Annotated in this window: 15 protein-coding genes; 3 read left to right on the top strand and 12 right to left on the bottom strand. The window is 36.5% G+C overall.

What is annotated here, in order from left to right; genetic code table 11:
• Positions 1-647: 647 nt before the first annotated feature.
• The 6 genes from trhO to pepF all read right to left on the bottom strand — a co-directional run bounded on the left by trhO (position 648) and on the right by pepF (position 7346).
• A complete protein-coding gene (gene trhO, locus ACFFIX_RS16550; RefSeq protein ID WP_378935916.1) occupies positions 648-1595 on the bottom strand; it encodes an oxygen-dependent tRNA uridine(34) hydroxylase TrhO in 948 nt (315 codons plus the stop codon).
• 255 nt (positions 1596-1850) lie between these two features.
• Positions 1851-3002, bottom strand: a complete 1152-nt coding sequence (locus tag ACFFIX_RS16545) for a thiolase family protein (protein ID WP_378935914.1) — start codon at positions 3000-3002, stop codon at positions 1851-1853.
• Between the two features lie 46 nt (positions 3003-3048).
• Positions 3049-4194, bottom strand: a complete 1146-nt coding sequence (locus tag ACFFIX_RS16540; protein ID WP_378935912.1) for an acyl-CoA dehydrogenase family protein — start codon at positions 4192-4194, stop codon at positions 3049-3051.
• A gap of 73 nt (positions 4195-4267) precedes the next feature.
• Positions 4268-5035: a 3-hydroxyacyl-CoA dehydrogenase gene (locus ACFFIX_RS16535; RefSeq protein ID WP_378935910.1), complete on the bottom strand. Its 768-nt coding sequence runs from the start codon at positions 5033-5035 to the stop codon at positions 4268-4270.
• A gap of 12 nt (positions 5036-5047) precedes the next feature.
• Positions 5048-5479 (bottom strand): acyl-CoA thioesterase, encoded by a 432-nt coding sequence (locus ACFFIX_RS16530; RefSeq protein ID WP_378935908.1) that lies wholly within the window; start codon positions 5477-5479, stop codon positions 5048-5050.
• Between the two features lie 79 nt (positions 5480-5558).
• On the bottom strand, positions 5559-7346 hold the full coding sequence (pepF, locus tag ACFFIX_RS16525; protein ID WP_378935906.1) for an oligoendopeptidase F: 1788 nt from the start codon (positions 7344-7346) through the stop codon (positions 5559-5561).
• Positions 7347-7882: 536 nt separating this feature from the next.
• On the opposite strand from pepF, the gene ACFFIX_RS16520 reads away from it, so the two are divergent.
• Positions 7883-8272 (top strand): VOC family protein, encoded by a 390-nt coding sequence (locus ACFFIX_RS16520; RefSeq protein ID WP_378935904.1) that lies wholly within the window; start codon positions 7883-7885, stop codon positions 8270-8272.
• A 41-nt stretch (positions 8273-8313) separates the two neighbouring features.
• Here ACFFIX_RS16520 and ACFFIX_RS16515 read toward each other — a convergent pair whose 3' ends face one another.
• From ACFFIX_RS16515 to ltaE, 4 genes are all read right to left on the bottom strand, one after another.
• Entirely contained in the window at positions 8314-8688 is a 375-nt protein-coding gene (locus ACFFIX_RS16515) for a sporulation protein (RefSeq protein WP_378935903.1), read from the bottom strand.
• A 989-nt stretch (positions 8689-9677) separates the two neighbouring features.
• Complete coding sequence (locus ACFFIX_RS16510; protein ID WP_378935901.1) at positions 9678-9908, bottom strand: hypothetical protein; 231 nt, start codon at positions 9906-9908, stop codon at positions 9678-9680.
• Positions 9909-9913: 5 nt separating this feature from the next.
• Entirely contained in the window at positions 9914-10534 is a 621-nt protein-coding gene (locus ACFFIX_RS16505) for a YitT family protein (RefSeq protein WP_378935899.1), read from the bottom strand.
• A 71-nt stretch (positions 10535-10605) separates the two neighbouring features.
• A complete protein-coding gene (ltaE, locus tag ACFFIX_RS16500; protein WP_378935897.1) occupies positions 10606-11628 on the bottom strand; it encodes a low-specificity L-threonine aldolase in 1023 nt (340 codons plus the stop codon).
• Positions 11629-11775: 147 nt separating this feature from the next.
• Here ltaE and ACFFIX_RS16495 point away from each other — a divergent pair, with 147 nt between their 5' ends.
• Positions 11776-13206, top strand: coding sequence for a Na+/H+ antiporter NhaC family protein (locus tag ACFFIX_RS16495; protein ID WP_378935895.1), 1431 nt, complete (start codon positions 11776-11778; stop codon positions 13204-13206).
• Between the two features lie 106 nt (positions 13207-13312).
• Here ACFFIX_RS16495 and ACFFIX_RS16490 read toward each other — a convergent pair whose 3' ends face one another.
• On the bottom strand, positions 13313-14758 hold the full coding sequence (locus ACFFIX_RS16490; protein ID WP_378935893.1) for a DEAD/DEAH box helicase: 1446 nt from the start codon (positions 14756-14758) through the stop codon (positions 13313-13315).
• A 175-nt stretch (positions 14759-14933) separates the two neighbouring features.
• Complete coding sequence (locus tag ACFFIX_RS16485) at positions 14934-15308, bottom strand: nucleotide excision repair endonuclease (protein ID WP_378935891.1); 375 nt, start codon at positions 15306-15308, stop codon at positions 14934-14936.
• Between the two features lie 252 nt (positions 15309-15560).
• Here ACFFIX_RS16485 and ACFFIX_RS16480 point away from each other — a divergent pair, with 252 nt between their 5' ends.
• Positions 15561-16409, top strand: a complete 849-nt coding sequence (locus tag ACFFIX_RS16480; protein WP_378935889.1) for a hypothetical protein — start codon at positions 15561-15563, stop codon at positions 16407-16409.
• Positions 16410-16430: the final 21 nt, after the last annotated feature.

Genomic DNA, 16430 nt, shown 5'->3' with positions numbered 1-16430 from the left:
TCTCTTGATTAAGAGTTTTAATGTTTTATAATATTTTGAATTTAATAGCCATATTAGCATGCCAAACACATCCTGTCAAAAAAACCTTTCAAAATAAGTAACGGGTTCACTTGTGGGGTGCAGAAATTTAAATAACAAGTCGAATTCAATGGCTCATTCACAAGTTTTTAACCTCTTAATTCGTGGGAAAATTCATATATGTTTTTTTCCAAGTCGTTGCAAAGGACATTTCGCTTTCTATCCTACGGGGTTTTGTCCTCCATCAGCTCTATGAAGGACATTTTCCCTGCTTTCCTACGGAGCTTTATCCTTCATAAGCTTTATGAAGGACATTTCCTCTGCTTTCCTACAGAGTTTTGTCCTTCATAAGCTTTATAAAGGACATTTTTCTTGGTTCACTATAAAACTTCAATAAATATTCACACTATAAATCACACACACTCCAATAATTATTTCTACCTTTAGAATTTACCTTTCGAATTCGGAGAGAATAAGACAAGAAACAACATCTAACCTTGATATGACAACAAAAAACACACTGTGATTTCTTATGAAATACAGTGTGTTTTCTCCCTGAGAATTGTTTGTTTGCACCTCTGAAGTGAACCCCTTCAAAATAAGAAGGGGTTCCTCACATTTAAATTAAACTAGACCAATGCTTCTAGACGTTCTTGTACAGACTCTTCAGTCAGACCATGCTCGCTTATATATCTATTTCTTGAATTAACTCTACATTCATGACTACATGCACGTAAATATTTATGTTCATTTTCTTCTGAACAAAGAATTTTTTTATTGCATTCTGGGTTTGCACAGTTAACATAGCGCTCACATGGTTCATTTGTAAAGTAATCTCTGCCTACAACTGTTGGTTCTACTCCATTAACAGGTACGCTAATTCTTTCATCAAACACGTAGCATTGTCCATCCCATAGTTTACCTTGCACTTCTGGGTCCTTGCCATATGTGACGATGCCACCATGTAATTGTGCTACATCCTCAAATCCCTCTTTGCGTAACCAACCTGAGAATTTTTCACAGCGGACTCCTCCTGTACAGTACGTAAGGATCTTTTTGCCCTCGAATTGTTTGCGATTTTCTCGAATCCATTCAGGCAGTTCTTTAAATGTATTTATATCAGGCATGATCGCATTACGGAAACGACCTAATGAATATTCGTAATCATTTCTAGCATCGATTACTACCGTGTCTTCCTGTTGCATTGCTTCATAAAATTCTGTTGGGCTATAATATTTTCCAGTTACCTCAAGAGGATTCACATCATCTTCTAGTCGTAAAGTGACGAGTTCCGGTCTATGACGGACTTTCATTTTTTTGAAAGCATGTTCATCTGCTTCATCTATTTTATAGACCATCTCTTTAAACCGAGGATCCTCTTTCATTGTTGCCATATATTGGTCTGTTTGCTCAACTGTACCAGATATCGTGCCGTTTATACCTTCATGAGCGATTAAGATTCTACCTTTTAAGCCAAGAGATTGACAGAATTCTAAATGCTGTTGTGTATATTCTTCTGGATTTTCAATTGTAACATAGTGGTAATGCAGTAATACGCGAAATTGTTTATTCTCCAATTTAATTCACCTTCTATATTTATATTTGCAAGATATCCATACAGAAGTGTTTACTTGCGGCTATTTTTCGCTTAAAAAGTTCGCACTCTATTAAAACAAAAATCAAGAGAAATTGCAATCATTTTCTTCTCATTTATAACCTAAAAAAAGACTGATCGCTTAATACTGGACGATCAGTCCTCATACTCTCATATTTTTGAACAATTACTTGTTCATTTACTAAAGCATCTATTTAAATTACCTTAGCAGCAATATTTAACCTATTCTCTCAATAATCGTAGCATTCGCCATCCCATGTCCTTCGCACATGGTCTGTAAGCCAAACCGACCTCCCGTACGTTCTAGTTCATGCATCATTGATACCATCAACCTGGCTCCACTAGCTCCTAGTGGATGACCTAGTGCAATCGCTCCACCATTTGGGTTTAGTTTCTTAGGATCTGCTCCTGTTTCTTTTAACCATGCTAACGGAACAGATGCGAACGCTTCATTTACTTCGAACACATCAATATCATCAATTGAAAGTCCTGATTTTTCTAGTGCTTTTTTTGTTGCAGGAATCGGCCCTGTTAGCATAAGAGTAGGATCTGAGCCGACAACTACTCGAGTATGTACAAGAAACCGAGGTTTTAAGCCTAATTCATCCGCCTTTTCTCTTGACATTAACAATAAAGCGGCTGCTCCATCACTAATTTGACTAGCATTACCAGCGTGAATAACCCCATCTTCCTTAAACACCGTTTTCAAATTAGAGAGCGCTTCCATAGACGTTTCCTTGCGTGGGCCAGAATCTTCTATTACCTCCAAAGTAGTGCCATCTGGCAAAGTAACAGTAACAGGAATGATTTCGTTCGAAAAATAACCCTCTGCTTGCGCTACTAACGCTTTTTCGTGACTTTCTAACGAAAAACGATCCAGTTCTTCTCGAGTGAAGCCATATTTCTCTGCAATTCTTTCCGCCGATACTCCTTGATGGATCATTTCATATTGACTTTTCAATTTATCGCTAAGTGGTGCTCCTTGATAATTCGAACCAATCGGTATACGAGACATACTCTCCACTCCACCTGCAATGACAACGTCCATGTCACCTGCTAGAATTGCTTGTGAGGCAAAATGTACAGCTTGCTGACTTGAGCCACATTGACGGTCAATTGTCGTACCAGGAACTTCAATTGGGAAACCAGCGATTAGTGCTGCAACTCTCGCAATATCTCCTGCTTGCTCACCTGATTGGGTTACACAGCCTAAAATCACATCATCAATAAGAGCAGAATCAATCCCTGCACGATCTATTAGTTTTTTCAACACTTCTCCAGCCAAATCATCTGGCCTGATATCCTTAAGAACTCCATTTCTTCGACCAACTGCACTCCGTACGCCTTCAACTATCACTACTTCTCTCATTTAAATCTTCCTCTCTACACGAAAATTAGGTAACTGCACATTTTACTTATAGTCCTATATTCTTAGCTATGATCGTTTTCATAATTTCATTTGTTCCTGCGTATATTCTTGCCACCGGTATATCACGGTATCTTCTTGCAATCTCGTATTCTTCCATATATCCGTAACCACCATGCAACTGAAGACATTCATCTGCGATATTTTTTGCAATATCAGTTAGCTTCCATTTGGCCATTGATACCTTTGTAACGATGTCTTTTCCTTCCATATGGTCAGCAATTAACTGATCTAGAAATGATCTTCCCAATTCAATATCTGTTAGCATTTCTACAATTTTAAATTGTGTGTTTTGAAACTTACTAACTACTTGACCGAACACTTCTCTACTTTTTACATAATCAATCGTCATTTGCAGCATGACTTCTGAAGCAATTTGGGCTCCTATCGCCACTAGTAAACGTTCTTGTTGTAATTTTTCCATTAAGTATAGAAATCCTTTACCTTCTTCACCAATCAAGTTCTCTTTTGGCACAATGCAGTCCTCAAAAATCAATTCAGCGGTATCCTGGCAATGAAGACCAATTTTATTTAATTTTCTTCCTCTAGAAAAACCTATTGCATCACGTTCTACTATTAATAAACTTACTCCTTTATGCTTTGGAACTACAACACTGTCGGTTTTACAAGCAACTAGGATAAGATCTGATTGAATTCCATTTGTAATAAACGTTTTTTGTCCATTCAAAATATAATTATCACCATCTAGCTTTGCTGTTGTTTTTATATTTGCGAGGTCAGAGCCTGTTCCTGGCTCAGTCATTGCAATTGCTGTAATGTTTTCTCCCGTAGCGCATTTTGGAAGCCAACGGAGCTTCTGGTCTTCTGTTCCATATGAAGTAATATAAGGAACCACGATATCATTGTGAAGGCTAACTCCCACTAATCCTGAGCCGACTCTCTCTAGCTCTTCATTAATGACAACAGAAAAACCCCAGTCTACTCCACTACCTCCATATGTTTCATCTATATCTGGACAAAGAAAGCCCTGCTCACCCATTTTTAGCCAAAACGACCTTGGGATCATTCGATCTTCCTCCCACTGGTCGTAGAAAGGATAGGCTTCTTTTTCTAAAAATTTTCTTAGTGATGCTCGAAAAATTTCGTGATCCTTTGTTAAGTAAAGATGGCTCATCCTTATAATCTCCTTTATTTTTTCAATATGTTACTATATTGAAAGCGCTTAAATTTTGTGCCAAAGTTACTATTTATTTGGGTTGCATTCGAATCGCTCCATCTAATCGAATGGTTTCTCCATTTAGCATTGGATTTTCTATGATACTCTCAACAAGTTTTGCATACTCATTTGGAAGACCCAATCGTGACGGAAACGGAACCATTTTTCCAAGTGAGTCACGAGCTTCTGGTGGAAGAGTATCAAACATCGGAGTGTGAAACAGTCCAGGTGCAATTGTCATGACTCTTATCCCATATGAGGCTAATTCTCTAGCGATTGGTAAGGTCATCCCAACAATACCAGCTTTTGAAGCGCTATAGGCTGCTTGTCCAACCTGACCTTCGAAAGCAGCTACTGAAGCTGTGTTAATAATGATTCCTCGCTCTTCTTGTTCATTTATATGATTATTCTTCATCTGTTCTGCAGCTAACCGAATCACATTAAACGTACCAATAAGATTAATCGAAATCGTTCTTGTGAAACTATCTAGTTTATGTGTTCCTTTGCGACTGAGTAGTTTTTCAGCTACCCCGATACCTGCACAATTGACAACGGTATTAATTGATCCAAACGCACTAATCCCCTGTTCTAAAGCGGAATGCACATCTTCTTCACTTGTTACATCTGTTTTTACAAACAAAACGGAATCAGTAAGTTCCTCACGAAGCAAGTGCCTTTTTTCTTCGGACAAATCAGCAATTAACACTTTCCCACCTTGTGCAACAATCGCGCGAACAGTAGCTTCGCCTAAACCTGAAGCTCCACCTGTAACAAATGCTCTGCATTCTTTCATGTTCATTTGGAAACCCTCCTATGTGCGCCCCTCAAACTGTTCAACCTTGTTTCTTATCATTAATGGGACTGGCTGAGAAGACTTGGTGTGTGGATTGAAACTAACATAAATAACTTTTGCCAAAAGGAGAGGAGAATTCACCTCATCCCTCGTAATCTTAAATCTCATCGTCATACTTGTATTTCCGATCTTATCCATACGACACCAAATCGTTAACCAGTCGTTAAGATGGGCTGAGCTTTTGTACTCGAGTGTTGATTTAGCTAGTACAAAATCAAACTCACCGTTTTCTGACAGTGTGGTCATGTCCAACCGCAAAGCTTCTTGAAAGTACTCTGATACAGCCACATCCAAATAGGTTAAATAATGCGCATTAAAAACAATTTTTTGCCCGTCGATTTCTGAGTAACGTACTTTAAGACGGTGTGAAAATCGATAGTCTTCTATCATTCTATCGTTCCTCTCTGAAGTTGCATTTCACTTTTAGTTAGCAATGTATAGTCTTCCATAAAAGATGACGAATTCCTGTTTAAATTTTAGTGAACTCTTCCACCAACTCTCCAAACCGTTTAAGAGAATTTTCGATTGGATAGGCTGTTGTTAGGTCCACACCAGTGTTTTTTAATAGGTCCAGTGGATAATCTATACTCCCGCTTTTTAAAAATTCTAAATAAGATGTCAATGTCTTCTGATCTCCTTCAAGTATCTTGGTTGCGATATGAATCGCCGAAGCAAACCCAGTTGCATATTTGTATACGTAAAAAGGACGATAGAAATGTGGAATTCTTGCCCATCCATATTTTACCTCATCATCAAAAATTACTTCATCTCCATGGTATTCTCTGAACAAAGTCTCATAGATTTGATTAAACACTTCAACGTTCAATGGCAATCCCTTTTCTGCCAGTTCATGTGTTATCTTCTCAAACTCAGCAAACATTACTTGCGTGAAAAATGTCCCTTTAAATTGGTCAATATAATGATTGAGTAAATGTTTGCGTACTTCCACATCCTTTTCATTATTTAATAGATAGTTAATTAAAAGAACCTCATTAACGGTAGAAGCTACTTCTGCAACAAAGATACTATAACGTGCTGTAATCTGTGGCTGATGCTGTGAACTTAATTTACTGTGAACACCGTGGCCACATTCGTGGGCTAACGTGAATAAACTATCTAAATTATCCTGATGATTTAAAAGGATGTATGGGTGAACGCCATAAACACCGAGATTGTATGCACCGGACCGTTTTCCTGGTGTTTCTCTGACATCAATATAGCGGGCGTCTTTAAACTCTTGTAGAATTTTTATATAGTCTTCTCCTAGGGGTGCTAAGGCCTTACACATTGTTTCATAGGCTTCTTCATAAGAAATGTCTTGTTTTACTCCTTTTACGAGTGGAACACTCATATCAAATTGGCGTAGTTCATTCAGCTTCAACTTTTCCTTGCGAATTTTCGAATATTTGTGGAGTGGGGCAAGATTATTTTTTGTAGTGATTATGAGATTTTCATATACTTCTTTCGGTATGTTATCACCAAATAAAGCTTTTTCAAGCGCTGAAGGGTAATGTCGAATTCTAGCCAGTGTTACATTATTTTTTATAGCTGCAGACAGAGTTGATGAAATGGAATTTTTTAATTGCACATATGGTTGATAATATGCCTTATAGGCTTCCCTTCGCTTTTCCCGGTCTTCGTCTTCTATCCATTTGGCGTACATTCCCCTGGTAAGTTCGATACTTTCGCCGTTTTCGTTTGTAACCTCTCCAAACTTTATATCGGCATTATTCATCATCCCAAATGTATGGCCTGGAACTGAGAGTGCTTCACCTAATTGGGAGAGAACCTCTTCTTGCTCCTTACTTAAAACATGTGCCTTGTAACGGAAAGACTCCAATAAGTCCTCTGTGAAGTATCCTAACTGTTTTTCTTCAGATATGTATCCTTTTAATGTATCTTCATCAAGGCCTAATAAGAAAGGCATAAAGAAGGAAGTTGAAGCGCTAATTTTCACACTTAGTTGTTTCGCTCGATCTAAAATTGATTGGGCATTGGTTTCCCTCGTGTTTTCATCCACTTTCAACATAGCAAAAGCATAGACTTTATTGAATAGAAAAGATAATTCTTCTCTTAGTTTTAGATAGTGATACAAGGAGTTACCATCGCGAATTTCACCATCAGATCGCTTTAGTTTCTCCGCCATTTTTTCAATAAGCTGACAATCTTCTTCCCATTTATATTGATCAGAATATATATCTGTTAAGTTCCACTTTTCATTTGTTGGTACTTCGTTTCTAGAAGTATAGGATTTCATTAAAAAAAACTCCTTTTCCCAATTTATATAACTTTCTTTTCTCTTTTATTAAATATATTCCAATATTCTTACGCTAAACCCTTTAATATAGACTTTCTTTTCTCAAAATTTAATTCTAGCAGTTAGATAAAATTAAATTTTCGTTTCAAATTTTACAGTTTAGGGTATTATATTATTGAAATATTACAAATATATCAATAATATAATACTCCCTAATGGAAGGGATGATTAAATTGAATAGTCAGGAAGAGGTTATATTCAAAGTAGAGTTAAAAAAACTTTACACAGAACTTAACAAATGCCAAGATACGAGTGTAAAACTCTGTATTAGCGAAGATATTGATATCGTAGTAAGAGCCCTTGCGTTAATTCGAAATCAATTACAACAATAGTTTCATAGGATTGTAATTCCGTGTGGAAAACTCCTTAAACTATACTTTTCTCCTATCAAACGTTTAACAAGTCAGCCACATTAAGTAAATATCGTATATACTATAACAAGCTATTGTACATCTGTTATATAAGGAGTTGAGAAATTGATCAATTATAAAGAACTGCATCATACAAGTCTCTCTGTGACTGATTTAGAAAAAGCAAAGCAATTCTATCGTGACGTTTTATGCTTAACAGAAATAGAACGACCAAACTTCAATTTTCCGGGTGCATGGTTTGCAATAGGAACACAACAGCTTCATCTAATCGTTGACCCTTTATCACAAACCATCCGTAATGATAAAACATTAAACAGCCGAGAAGGGCATTTTGCATTAAGAGTTGACAATTATTATGACACGATAAATTGGTTAAAGAAAAAGAATATTGAAGTTCTTGCAAAGCCAACTAGTCAAAGTGGGTTTGCTCAACTATTCTGCACCGATCCTGATGGTAACTTAATTGAACTCAATGTGGATCAAGAGGATTTATAATCATACTTGAAGATAGTTCAAAAGAGAGCTATCTTTTTTCGTTAAGTCTGAATAATAATTTCGTCATGATCAATACTGTTTACGCCATTGTCAAAAATTAACCTTGTGATGAAACGATATGAAGTATGTTTGTCTGATACCGGCAAATTTGCAGGTAAAGCACATGAAAATGAAATGACTCTCTCTTCTTCTGAAAAAATGGTTGTTGTTGATAAAATTGAATTATTTACAATTAACTTAACTTGATCCTCATCCTTGTTTACAATTTGCACAAGGTCAGACTCAATACGCTTAATCTTCTGTTCAATCGTACCGCCTATAATCACGTACTCCCCTTTTATGCACTCTCCTACTCTATATGAAACATCATTTAAGACAAGATCAATCGTTGCAGACCCAATTCCCATCCTCGACATAAACTTCCTTAACAACAAGAAAATAACCACCTTTCAATCTATTAAAATAACGTGTTTGTAGTTATATACGCTTAACAGTTGAAAAAAGTTTCAAAAAGCGAACAATTTTTCTCAGAAAAAAACCAGTCCTTATAATAATGACGGGTTCACAGAGGTGCAAACAAACATTTCTCAGGGAGAAACACACTGTATTTCACATAAGAAATCACAGTGTGTTTTTTGTTATCATATCAAGGTTAGATGTTGTTTTTTATCTTATTCTCTCAGAATTCGAAAGTTAAGTTCTAAAGGTAGAAATACTTATTGGAGTGTGTGTGCATTTGGTGTGATTATGAAGGACAAAACCCCGAAGCAAAGTCGAGGAAATGTCCTTCATTAAGCTGTTGAAGGACAAAATTCCTTAGCAAAGAAGATGAAATGTCCTTCATTACGCTGATGAAGGACAAAATCCCTTAGCAAAGCAGGAAAAATGTCCTTCATTAAGCTGATGAAGGACAAAATTCCATAGCAAAGAAGTGAAATGTCCTTCATTAAGCTGATGAAGGACAAAATCCCTTAGCAAAGCAGGAAAAATGTCCTTCATTACGCTGATGAAGGACAAAATTCCATAGCAAAGAAGATGAAATGTCCTTCATTACGCTGATGAAGGACAAAATCCCTTTGGAAAGCAGGAAAAATGTCCTTCATAGAGCTTAAGAGGACAAAACCCATAGGAAATAACGGTCGCATTCCCATATTTTTATGATGTGTAAATCAATAAGTTCCTCATTTTCTTCAGCAATCATAAAGGTGTTATTTTGGTTGCGGTTTTGACCTAAACCTTGTTATGTTAATGAAAATAAACAGTCCAATTAATATGCTAATTGAACTGTTTATTTGCTTGCTATTTAAGTTTTTGTACTCGTAAACCGAACCCGTTATTGTAATTTTGGACTGGTTTAACTTTTCAGGTATTTTATTGTGAATGGTTTAACCATTAACTTCTATGCTTAGTGTATGCTTATTTTAGCCGAGATCTTCAAATAATTCCCTAGTTTTTCTTCCCCTTGAACAAAAGTTTCATTTGCTACATCTAGAGTAGGATTTTCCTTTGCTAACTCTTCAGCTTTGGCATGATACGATTCAGTAAGATTTTTAACAGCTGCATCGAGGTCTTCTTTATGATCTTTTAAGTCTTCTGGTACTTCAATTTTATTAGTAAAATAATTGACTGGTGACACATCAATTAAATGTTCGATATTCTTTGTTCTTTCATACTACTTTTTCTATTTATAAATTTAAGTTTGTAGATACTATCTAAAATTCTTGTTCCGATAAATTGACAAACTACAGCATACACAATAATTTTCCAGTCAACGACAATGCCAGTTAGTAACAATATGCTCCCATTAATCCAAAAAAGTGGCTTACCAGGTGTTAGGCCCCTTGACTTTGCAATAATTAAAGCTAGAATGTCCATTCCACCAGAAGAAGCACCCATCCGAAACAGTATACCTAGTCCAATCCCAAAGAAAACAGAACCAATGATAAGGTCAATCAACACATTGGAAATAGGTTGAATCATTGAGGGCATTATCAAATTGACAGTAGCGGACGTCATGGTCACACAATACATCGTCCATAATGCACTGCTTTTGCCAAGCCATTTTGTTGCAGCTAGTAAAAGACAAGCATTTAGTACCCAAAGAGTAATTGCAAACGGCACATTTAGTAGATGATTAAACAAGACACCTACACTAGCAGCACCACCAGAAGGGATCAAATGGGGAAATAAAAAGACGGCCATTGCAAAACCTTGTACAATGGCACCGATTCCAAGTATGCAGCTTTTTAGTAGTATGTTCATAAGATAATCTCCTAGTTGTTTGAATGCGACTAATGATGATAAATTAGTTTATTAGGCTAGTATACAACAATTCAACTAACTAGCTTGCCAACTTTATCGATGACTTCTTTAATCTGAGTCGCAGTAACATCATAATGTGTTGTAAATCTCACCGTATAAGGACCGAAGGAAACAGCTAGTATTCCAGCCTGCTTTAATAGTTCTAAAAATTGATGTGATGTTAGACCTGATTTTTCTGTATTAACTAAAATGATGTTCGTTTCTACATTATTTTCAATCCTTAATCCGCTAATCTGACTTAAGCCATTTGCTAAAATCTTAGCATGTCGATGATCTTCTTCTAGACGATTGACCATTGTTGTTAATGCTACAAGGCCAGGAGCTGCAATGATTCCTGCTTGTCTTAAGCCACCCCCAAGTCTTTTTCTCCACTTTCTAGCTTTCTTATTAAACTGTTCGGATCCAGCGATAATTGAACCCACTGGAGCACCAAGACCTTTTGAAAGACAAATTTGGACAGTATCCGTGTACGCTGCAAATTCTTTAACATCTATCCCAGTTGCGACTGCTGCATTAAATAACCTTGCACCATCTAAGTGAATGGGTAGATTGTATTTCCTGGCAATGCTATGTATTTGCTTCATATTTTCTAAAGGGACCACTGCCCCACCTGCTCGATTATGAGTATTTTCAATACAAATAAGACCAGTCTCTGGAACATGAATGTCGTCTTCTCGTATCGCTGCTTCAATTATATTTGGATTCATCACGCCACGATCACCTTTAATCGTTCTTGGCTGAACGCCTGCAAACGCTGATATCGCCGCACCTTCATAATAATAAATATGTGATTGTTCTTCGAGTATAATTTCTTGACCAGAAACACAATGAGTTAAAACAGCAATTTGATTCCCCTGTGTGCCACTTGGAACAAACATTGCCGATTCTTTCCCTAGTATTTCTGCGGCTACTTCTTCCAACTCACGTACTGTCGGATCTTCGTTATAGACATCGTCACCTACCTCTGCTTCAAAAGCAGCTCTCCTCATTTCAGTTGTTGGTTTTGTTACGGTATCACTTCTTAAATCAACCATTATATTCACTCCGATTTTTTAGCACTTTTAATATAGGTTATCATGATTTAAGGAAAGATTCTTCATCTACTCATTATTTAAAAAACTTTTGATAGAATGAAGAATTAAAAAATAGGGGAAAATGGTAACGGTTAAGGAGGATGAACTTTGGACCAAACTTGGCTTTCGCTGTTACCCTTTCTTATTGTCATTGTCATGTCTATTTGGTTAAAACGAATTTTACCTGGTTTAGTAACTGGACTACTTGTTGGTTCATTGATTGTTAAGTTTAATTTTCTAGGTGGCTCGCAACAAACCATTCATTATATTGTTGAGACATTGTCCGAAGAAACGAATATTAAGATCGTCGGGTTTCTTTATTTATTTGGCGGCCTTGTCGGCATGATGAAAATATCTGGTGGAATTAAAGGATTTTCGGAATATATCGGCACGAAGATTAGCTCAGAGCGAGGATTACTAGGACTAATTTGGTTTACTCTTCCCTTTACGTTTATGATGCCAATGTTTAGGATCATGATGATCGGTCCTGTAGTCAAATCACTTCTAGAAAAAATGAAATTATCTAAACAAAAAGTCGGTTTCATGATGGATGTTTCGACAGCATCTGTTATTGTTCTTTTACCCGTAGCTACAGCATTTGTCGGTTTTATGGTGTCACTAGTAGAAGGCGGCATTCAGGAAAATCAGTTGGATCTGTCCCCCTACCATATTTTCTTACTCAGTATACCGTTTAACTTTTTTGCCATTGTTATGCTGGTCATCGGAATTGTAAAAACAGTTTGGCCATCTTCTAGTAAAAAAGAAGTAACCGGAAATCATTTAGAACCAATAATGAAAGAACAGCAAGAACACTTGTATCATCGAATCGGAATAAAAAAAGAATTGTCCCTGGTAAAAGCACAACCTTGGAATTTAATTATCCCCCTCTTTTTGCTACTAGGCTTATCATTATTTCTTTTGTGGCAAGACGGAACATCTAAAGGAGCCGATTCACTATTTGATGCCTTTTCAAAAGCGGACGCTACATTTGTTATGCTACTGGCCGTATTCTTAACACTCGTTTTAACATTTATTTTTTATTTGCTTCGTAGACAGCCAATGGATGAACTTTTGTATCATTTTTTTGACGGTGGAAATGAATTAATGCAGGCAATCATTATGCTTGTTCTTGTGTGGGCACTGTCTCTAACGGCTGAGGATCTTGGCTTTTCAGAATTTATTAGTTCCACCTTAGGAACCTTTTTACCTGCCTTTATGATTCCTGCAATTATCTTTCTGATTGGTTCGATTGTTGGTTATTTTATTGGGTCCTCTTGGGGTACATGGGGGTTGTTTATGCCGCTGGGCATTACTTTGGCAACAGCTACTGGGGCATCAATACCATTGACTGTAGGTGCGGTATTTGCAAGTGGCACATTTGGTGCGTTAACTTCTCCATTGGGTGATACCACAATAACTACAGCGTCAATACTAGAAATGACGCTTGTTGAGTATGCGCGTTATAAATTAAAAATTTCCTGTATAGGCGGAGCCATCGCAATCGCTTTGTACCTTATTAGTGCATTGTTTTTTGTTTAGTCAGGTTTTATTTGAAACAGCAAATAAAATAAGCTTCAATCCCATTTAAGGAACTGAAGCACAATACAATTCTGGATATCAAGAAGTATCTTATTGTGAGGCTATATTACTTATTGGCTACATGAACTTTAAGCAATTTCCCTTTTACTGTTGTATTTCTCATCGACTTTAATACAAGAGGACCTTTACCATTTAGAATATCAACATAAGAAACATTTTCTTGGATGGTTATAATACCAATGTCCTCGATTGTCACTCCGGGAATTTTTGCGATTGTACCTACAAAATCCACGGCACGAATTTTCTTTTTCTTCCCACCATTAAAATAGAGCTTCATGATTTCTTTTGTTAATTGTGCACTTCGCTCTTTTTTTAGTCTTGGCTTCGTGTTTAGTTTCTCTTCAAAATCATCTTTCCCGTTAAGAACGAGTTCTTTTGGTGGATTTTCTTTTTTCTGAATCTTAAACCCAATATATTCTTCAATTTCTAATAAGAACTTCCCCTCGTAAGGTGTGACGAAGGTGATCGCTTTTCCAGATCTCCCTGCACGGCCAGTTCTTCCAGTTCGATGGACATAGCTTTCTTTTTCAAGTGGTAAATCAAAGTTGATCACATGTGTAATGTTTTCAATATCGATTCCTCTTGCTGCTACATCGGTTGCAACTAAATAGCGAAATTTTCCTCGTTTGAAATCATTCATAACAGCAAATCGATCCTCTTGAAAGAGACCACCGTGAATTTTATCACAAGGATAATTCGAGCGATCTAGTTGCTGAAAGACACCATCCACTTTTTCTTGTGTTCGACAAAAAATAATACAACTATCTGGGTTTTCAACAACCGTAACATCCTTTAGCAAGGAAAACTTATCTTCATCATTTACTTCATAGAGACTGTGTTCAATTTTATTTGTTGTGATTTCAGTCGCTTCGACCTCAATATCAATCGGTTGTTTCATGTATTTGTAGCAGAGGTTTTCGATGTCTTCTGGTAAGGTTGCAGAAAATAACATCGTCACTCTGTTGGTAGGAAGCTTTTGAATGATTGCTTCAACTTCGTCGATAAATCCCATATTTAGCATTTCATCAGCTTCATCAATAATTAAATAGTCAAGTCGTTCTAACTTAAACGTTCCTTTTTCTATATGATCTAGAACACGACCAGGAGTACCAACTACGACATGTGTTTTTTGTTTCAACTCTGACTTTTGTTTATCAAAAGGTTGTTTTCCGTAAACAGCAGTCGCTTTTATACGTTTATATCTACCAATATTGGTGATATCCTCTTTCACTTGTGCAGCAAGCTCACGCGTTGGCGTAAGTATGAGTGCTTGTGGTTTGTTTTCTTCCCACTCGACCATTTCACAGATAGGTATACCAAATGCTGCGGTTTTTCCACTACCTGTTTGAGATTTAACGACAATGTCATTCTTTTCAAGTGCAAGCGAGATGACTTTACTTTGTACGTCGGTTGGCTTTTCGTAGTTCAAGCTTTTAAGTGCTCTAAGAATATTTTCACTTAATTTAAAATCGTTAAAGCTTTTGTTCCCCATGTTGTAACCTCATTTAATTATGTATTGTTAGACGTATACTATTTTTCCACCAAAGTTAAGAAGGTATTCATTATGTTTTGAAGTAGTCTTGTCGAAAAACAGTAAAGCTCATGACCTCCTTGTGGTATAGAATTTACCAAATGGAGGTCATGAGCTGAAAGTTAAGACTTACAAATTATCTAAAAAACACTTTATCTACATTGTATTTCGCCTGTAGATTATTAATAATAAAGGTCTCATAAATTTCTCTATCCACTGCATCTTCTACGTAACACACCTCAATTTTATCAACTTCATCACGGTGGTTTTTGATTGCAGATACGTTATCATCGAAATGCTTCTTAATTCTTTGTCTTAATTTTCTCGCCTTTCCAACATACATTAATTCATCATTAATGTTATAAAACATGAAAATACCGCCTTTATCTCTAGGAATTTGCATGAATTCTGCAAAAGCATACGCTTTACTTCCCTCTTCCTCGCCGGTTTGTCCATATTGATCATTTCTAGTAAGTACTAGATCTGGTTTAGGTATCTCAATTTTAATCATTAGCATTCACTTCCTATTTTTAATTACGTTCTATCTTCGGTTATATTGGTTAATTTTTAACTTCGACGAAAATGAACGTTTCTATTATCTCATATGATCTTCCATTAATACAGCTGTTAATAAGTAATAATCTCCACCAATAGTGTAACCTAGACAATCGAAACCTATCTTCCATATTTTAAAAGCTATCTCACAAAAAAAGTTGGTCACACTAGGACTATTCAATTAATAAATTCGGAGTTGACGAAAGCTGTGAAAAAAGCTACTTTTCTCACCACTTGGTTTCTTTTGTTATTAGTCTGTGTCATTGGAAAACAACATACAACCTATGCGTTATCTTCAAAAGGAGAAGCATTTACACCATTTAGTTTCCAAGTAGAAGCTCAAAATTGGAACACGGTGAAAGAATTACTTCCGAAGGGTGCCAAGTTTACAGTAATTGATGTGGAAAGTGGCAAGAGTTTTAACGTTCAAAGGAGAGCTGGGAGTAAGCATGCTGATGTACAGCCACTTACTGGAAAAGACACGAAAATTATGAAAGACATTTACGATGGAAACTGGAGTTGGCGTCGTAAAGCGGTGTTAATTCTAACAAAAGACAAATTAATTGCTGCATCCATGCATGGAATGCCACATGGTGCAGGTGCACTTGAAAACAACTTCCCTGGTCATTTCTGTATTCATTTTACTGGAAGTACAACACATTCGAAGGGGCGTGCTGATTTATCTCATCATGTGATGATTCTAAAGGCTGCAGGTCAGCTCGAAGAATATATGAAAAATCTCTCCCCTTCTAAAATGACGGAAGTATTATTGGTTGCGATCAAAAATGGAGACAATGGATTAGTTAAAAAAAACACTCTTCACCTGACAAAGCTAGAAGAAGAAAAGTTAATAAAAATAGAGGCTCTTCATTGGAAAATTAATTCATCTAATACAATGAACATTACCTCATTAGAAACAAGTGTACTTGTCGAGTTGAAGATTTTTATCAAGGATGCTGGACCAATTACAACCGAAGTATCTTTTCCACTCATGAGAACGTCTCCGTTCTCTCCCTGGAAAATTGACTTGGAACCATTTTTATCTTCTTTAGATTAAATGTTGTTAATTGAGTGAATG

The sequence above is a fragment of the Metabacillus herbersteinensis genome, assembly GCF_042433335.1.
In the GTDB taxonomy this organism is placed as follows: domain Bacteria; phylum Bacillota; class Bacilli; order Bacillales; family Bacillaceae; genus Metabacillus; species Metabacillus herbersteinensis.
The sequence above is the reverse complement of the archived record's forward strand: the minus strand, read 5'-3'. Positions and strand labels throughout refer to the sequence as shown.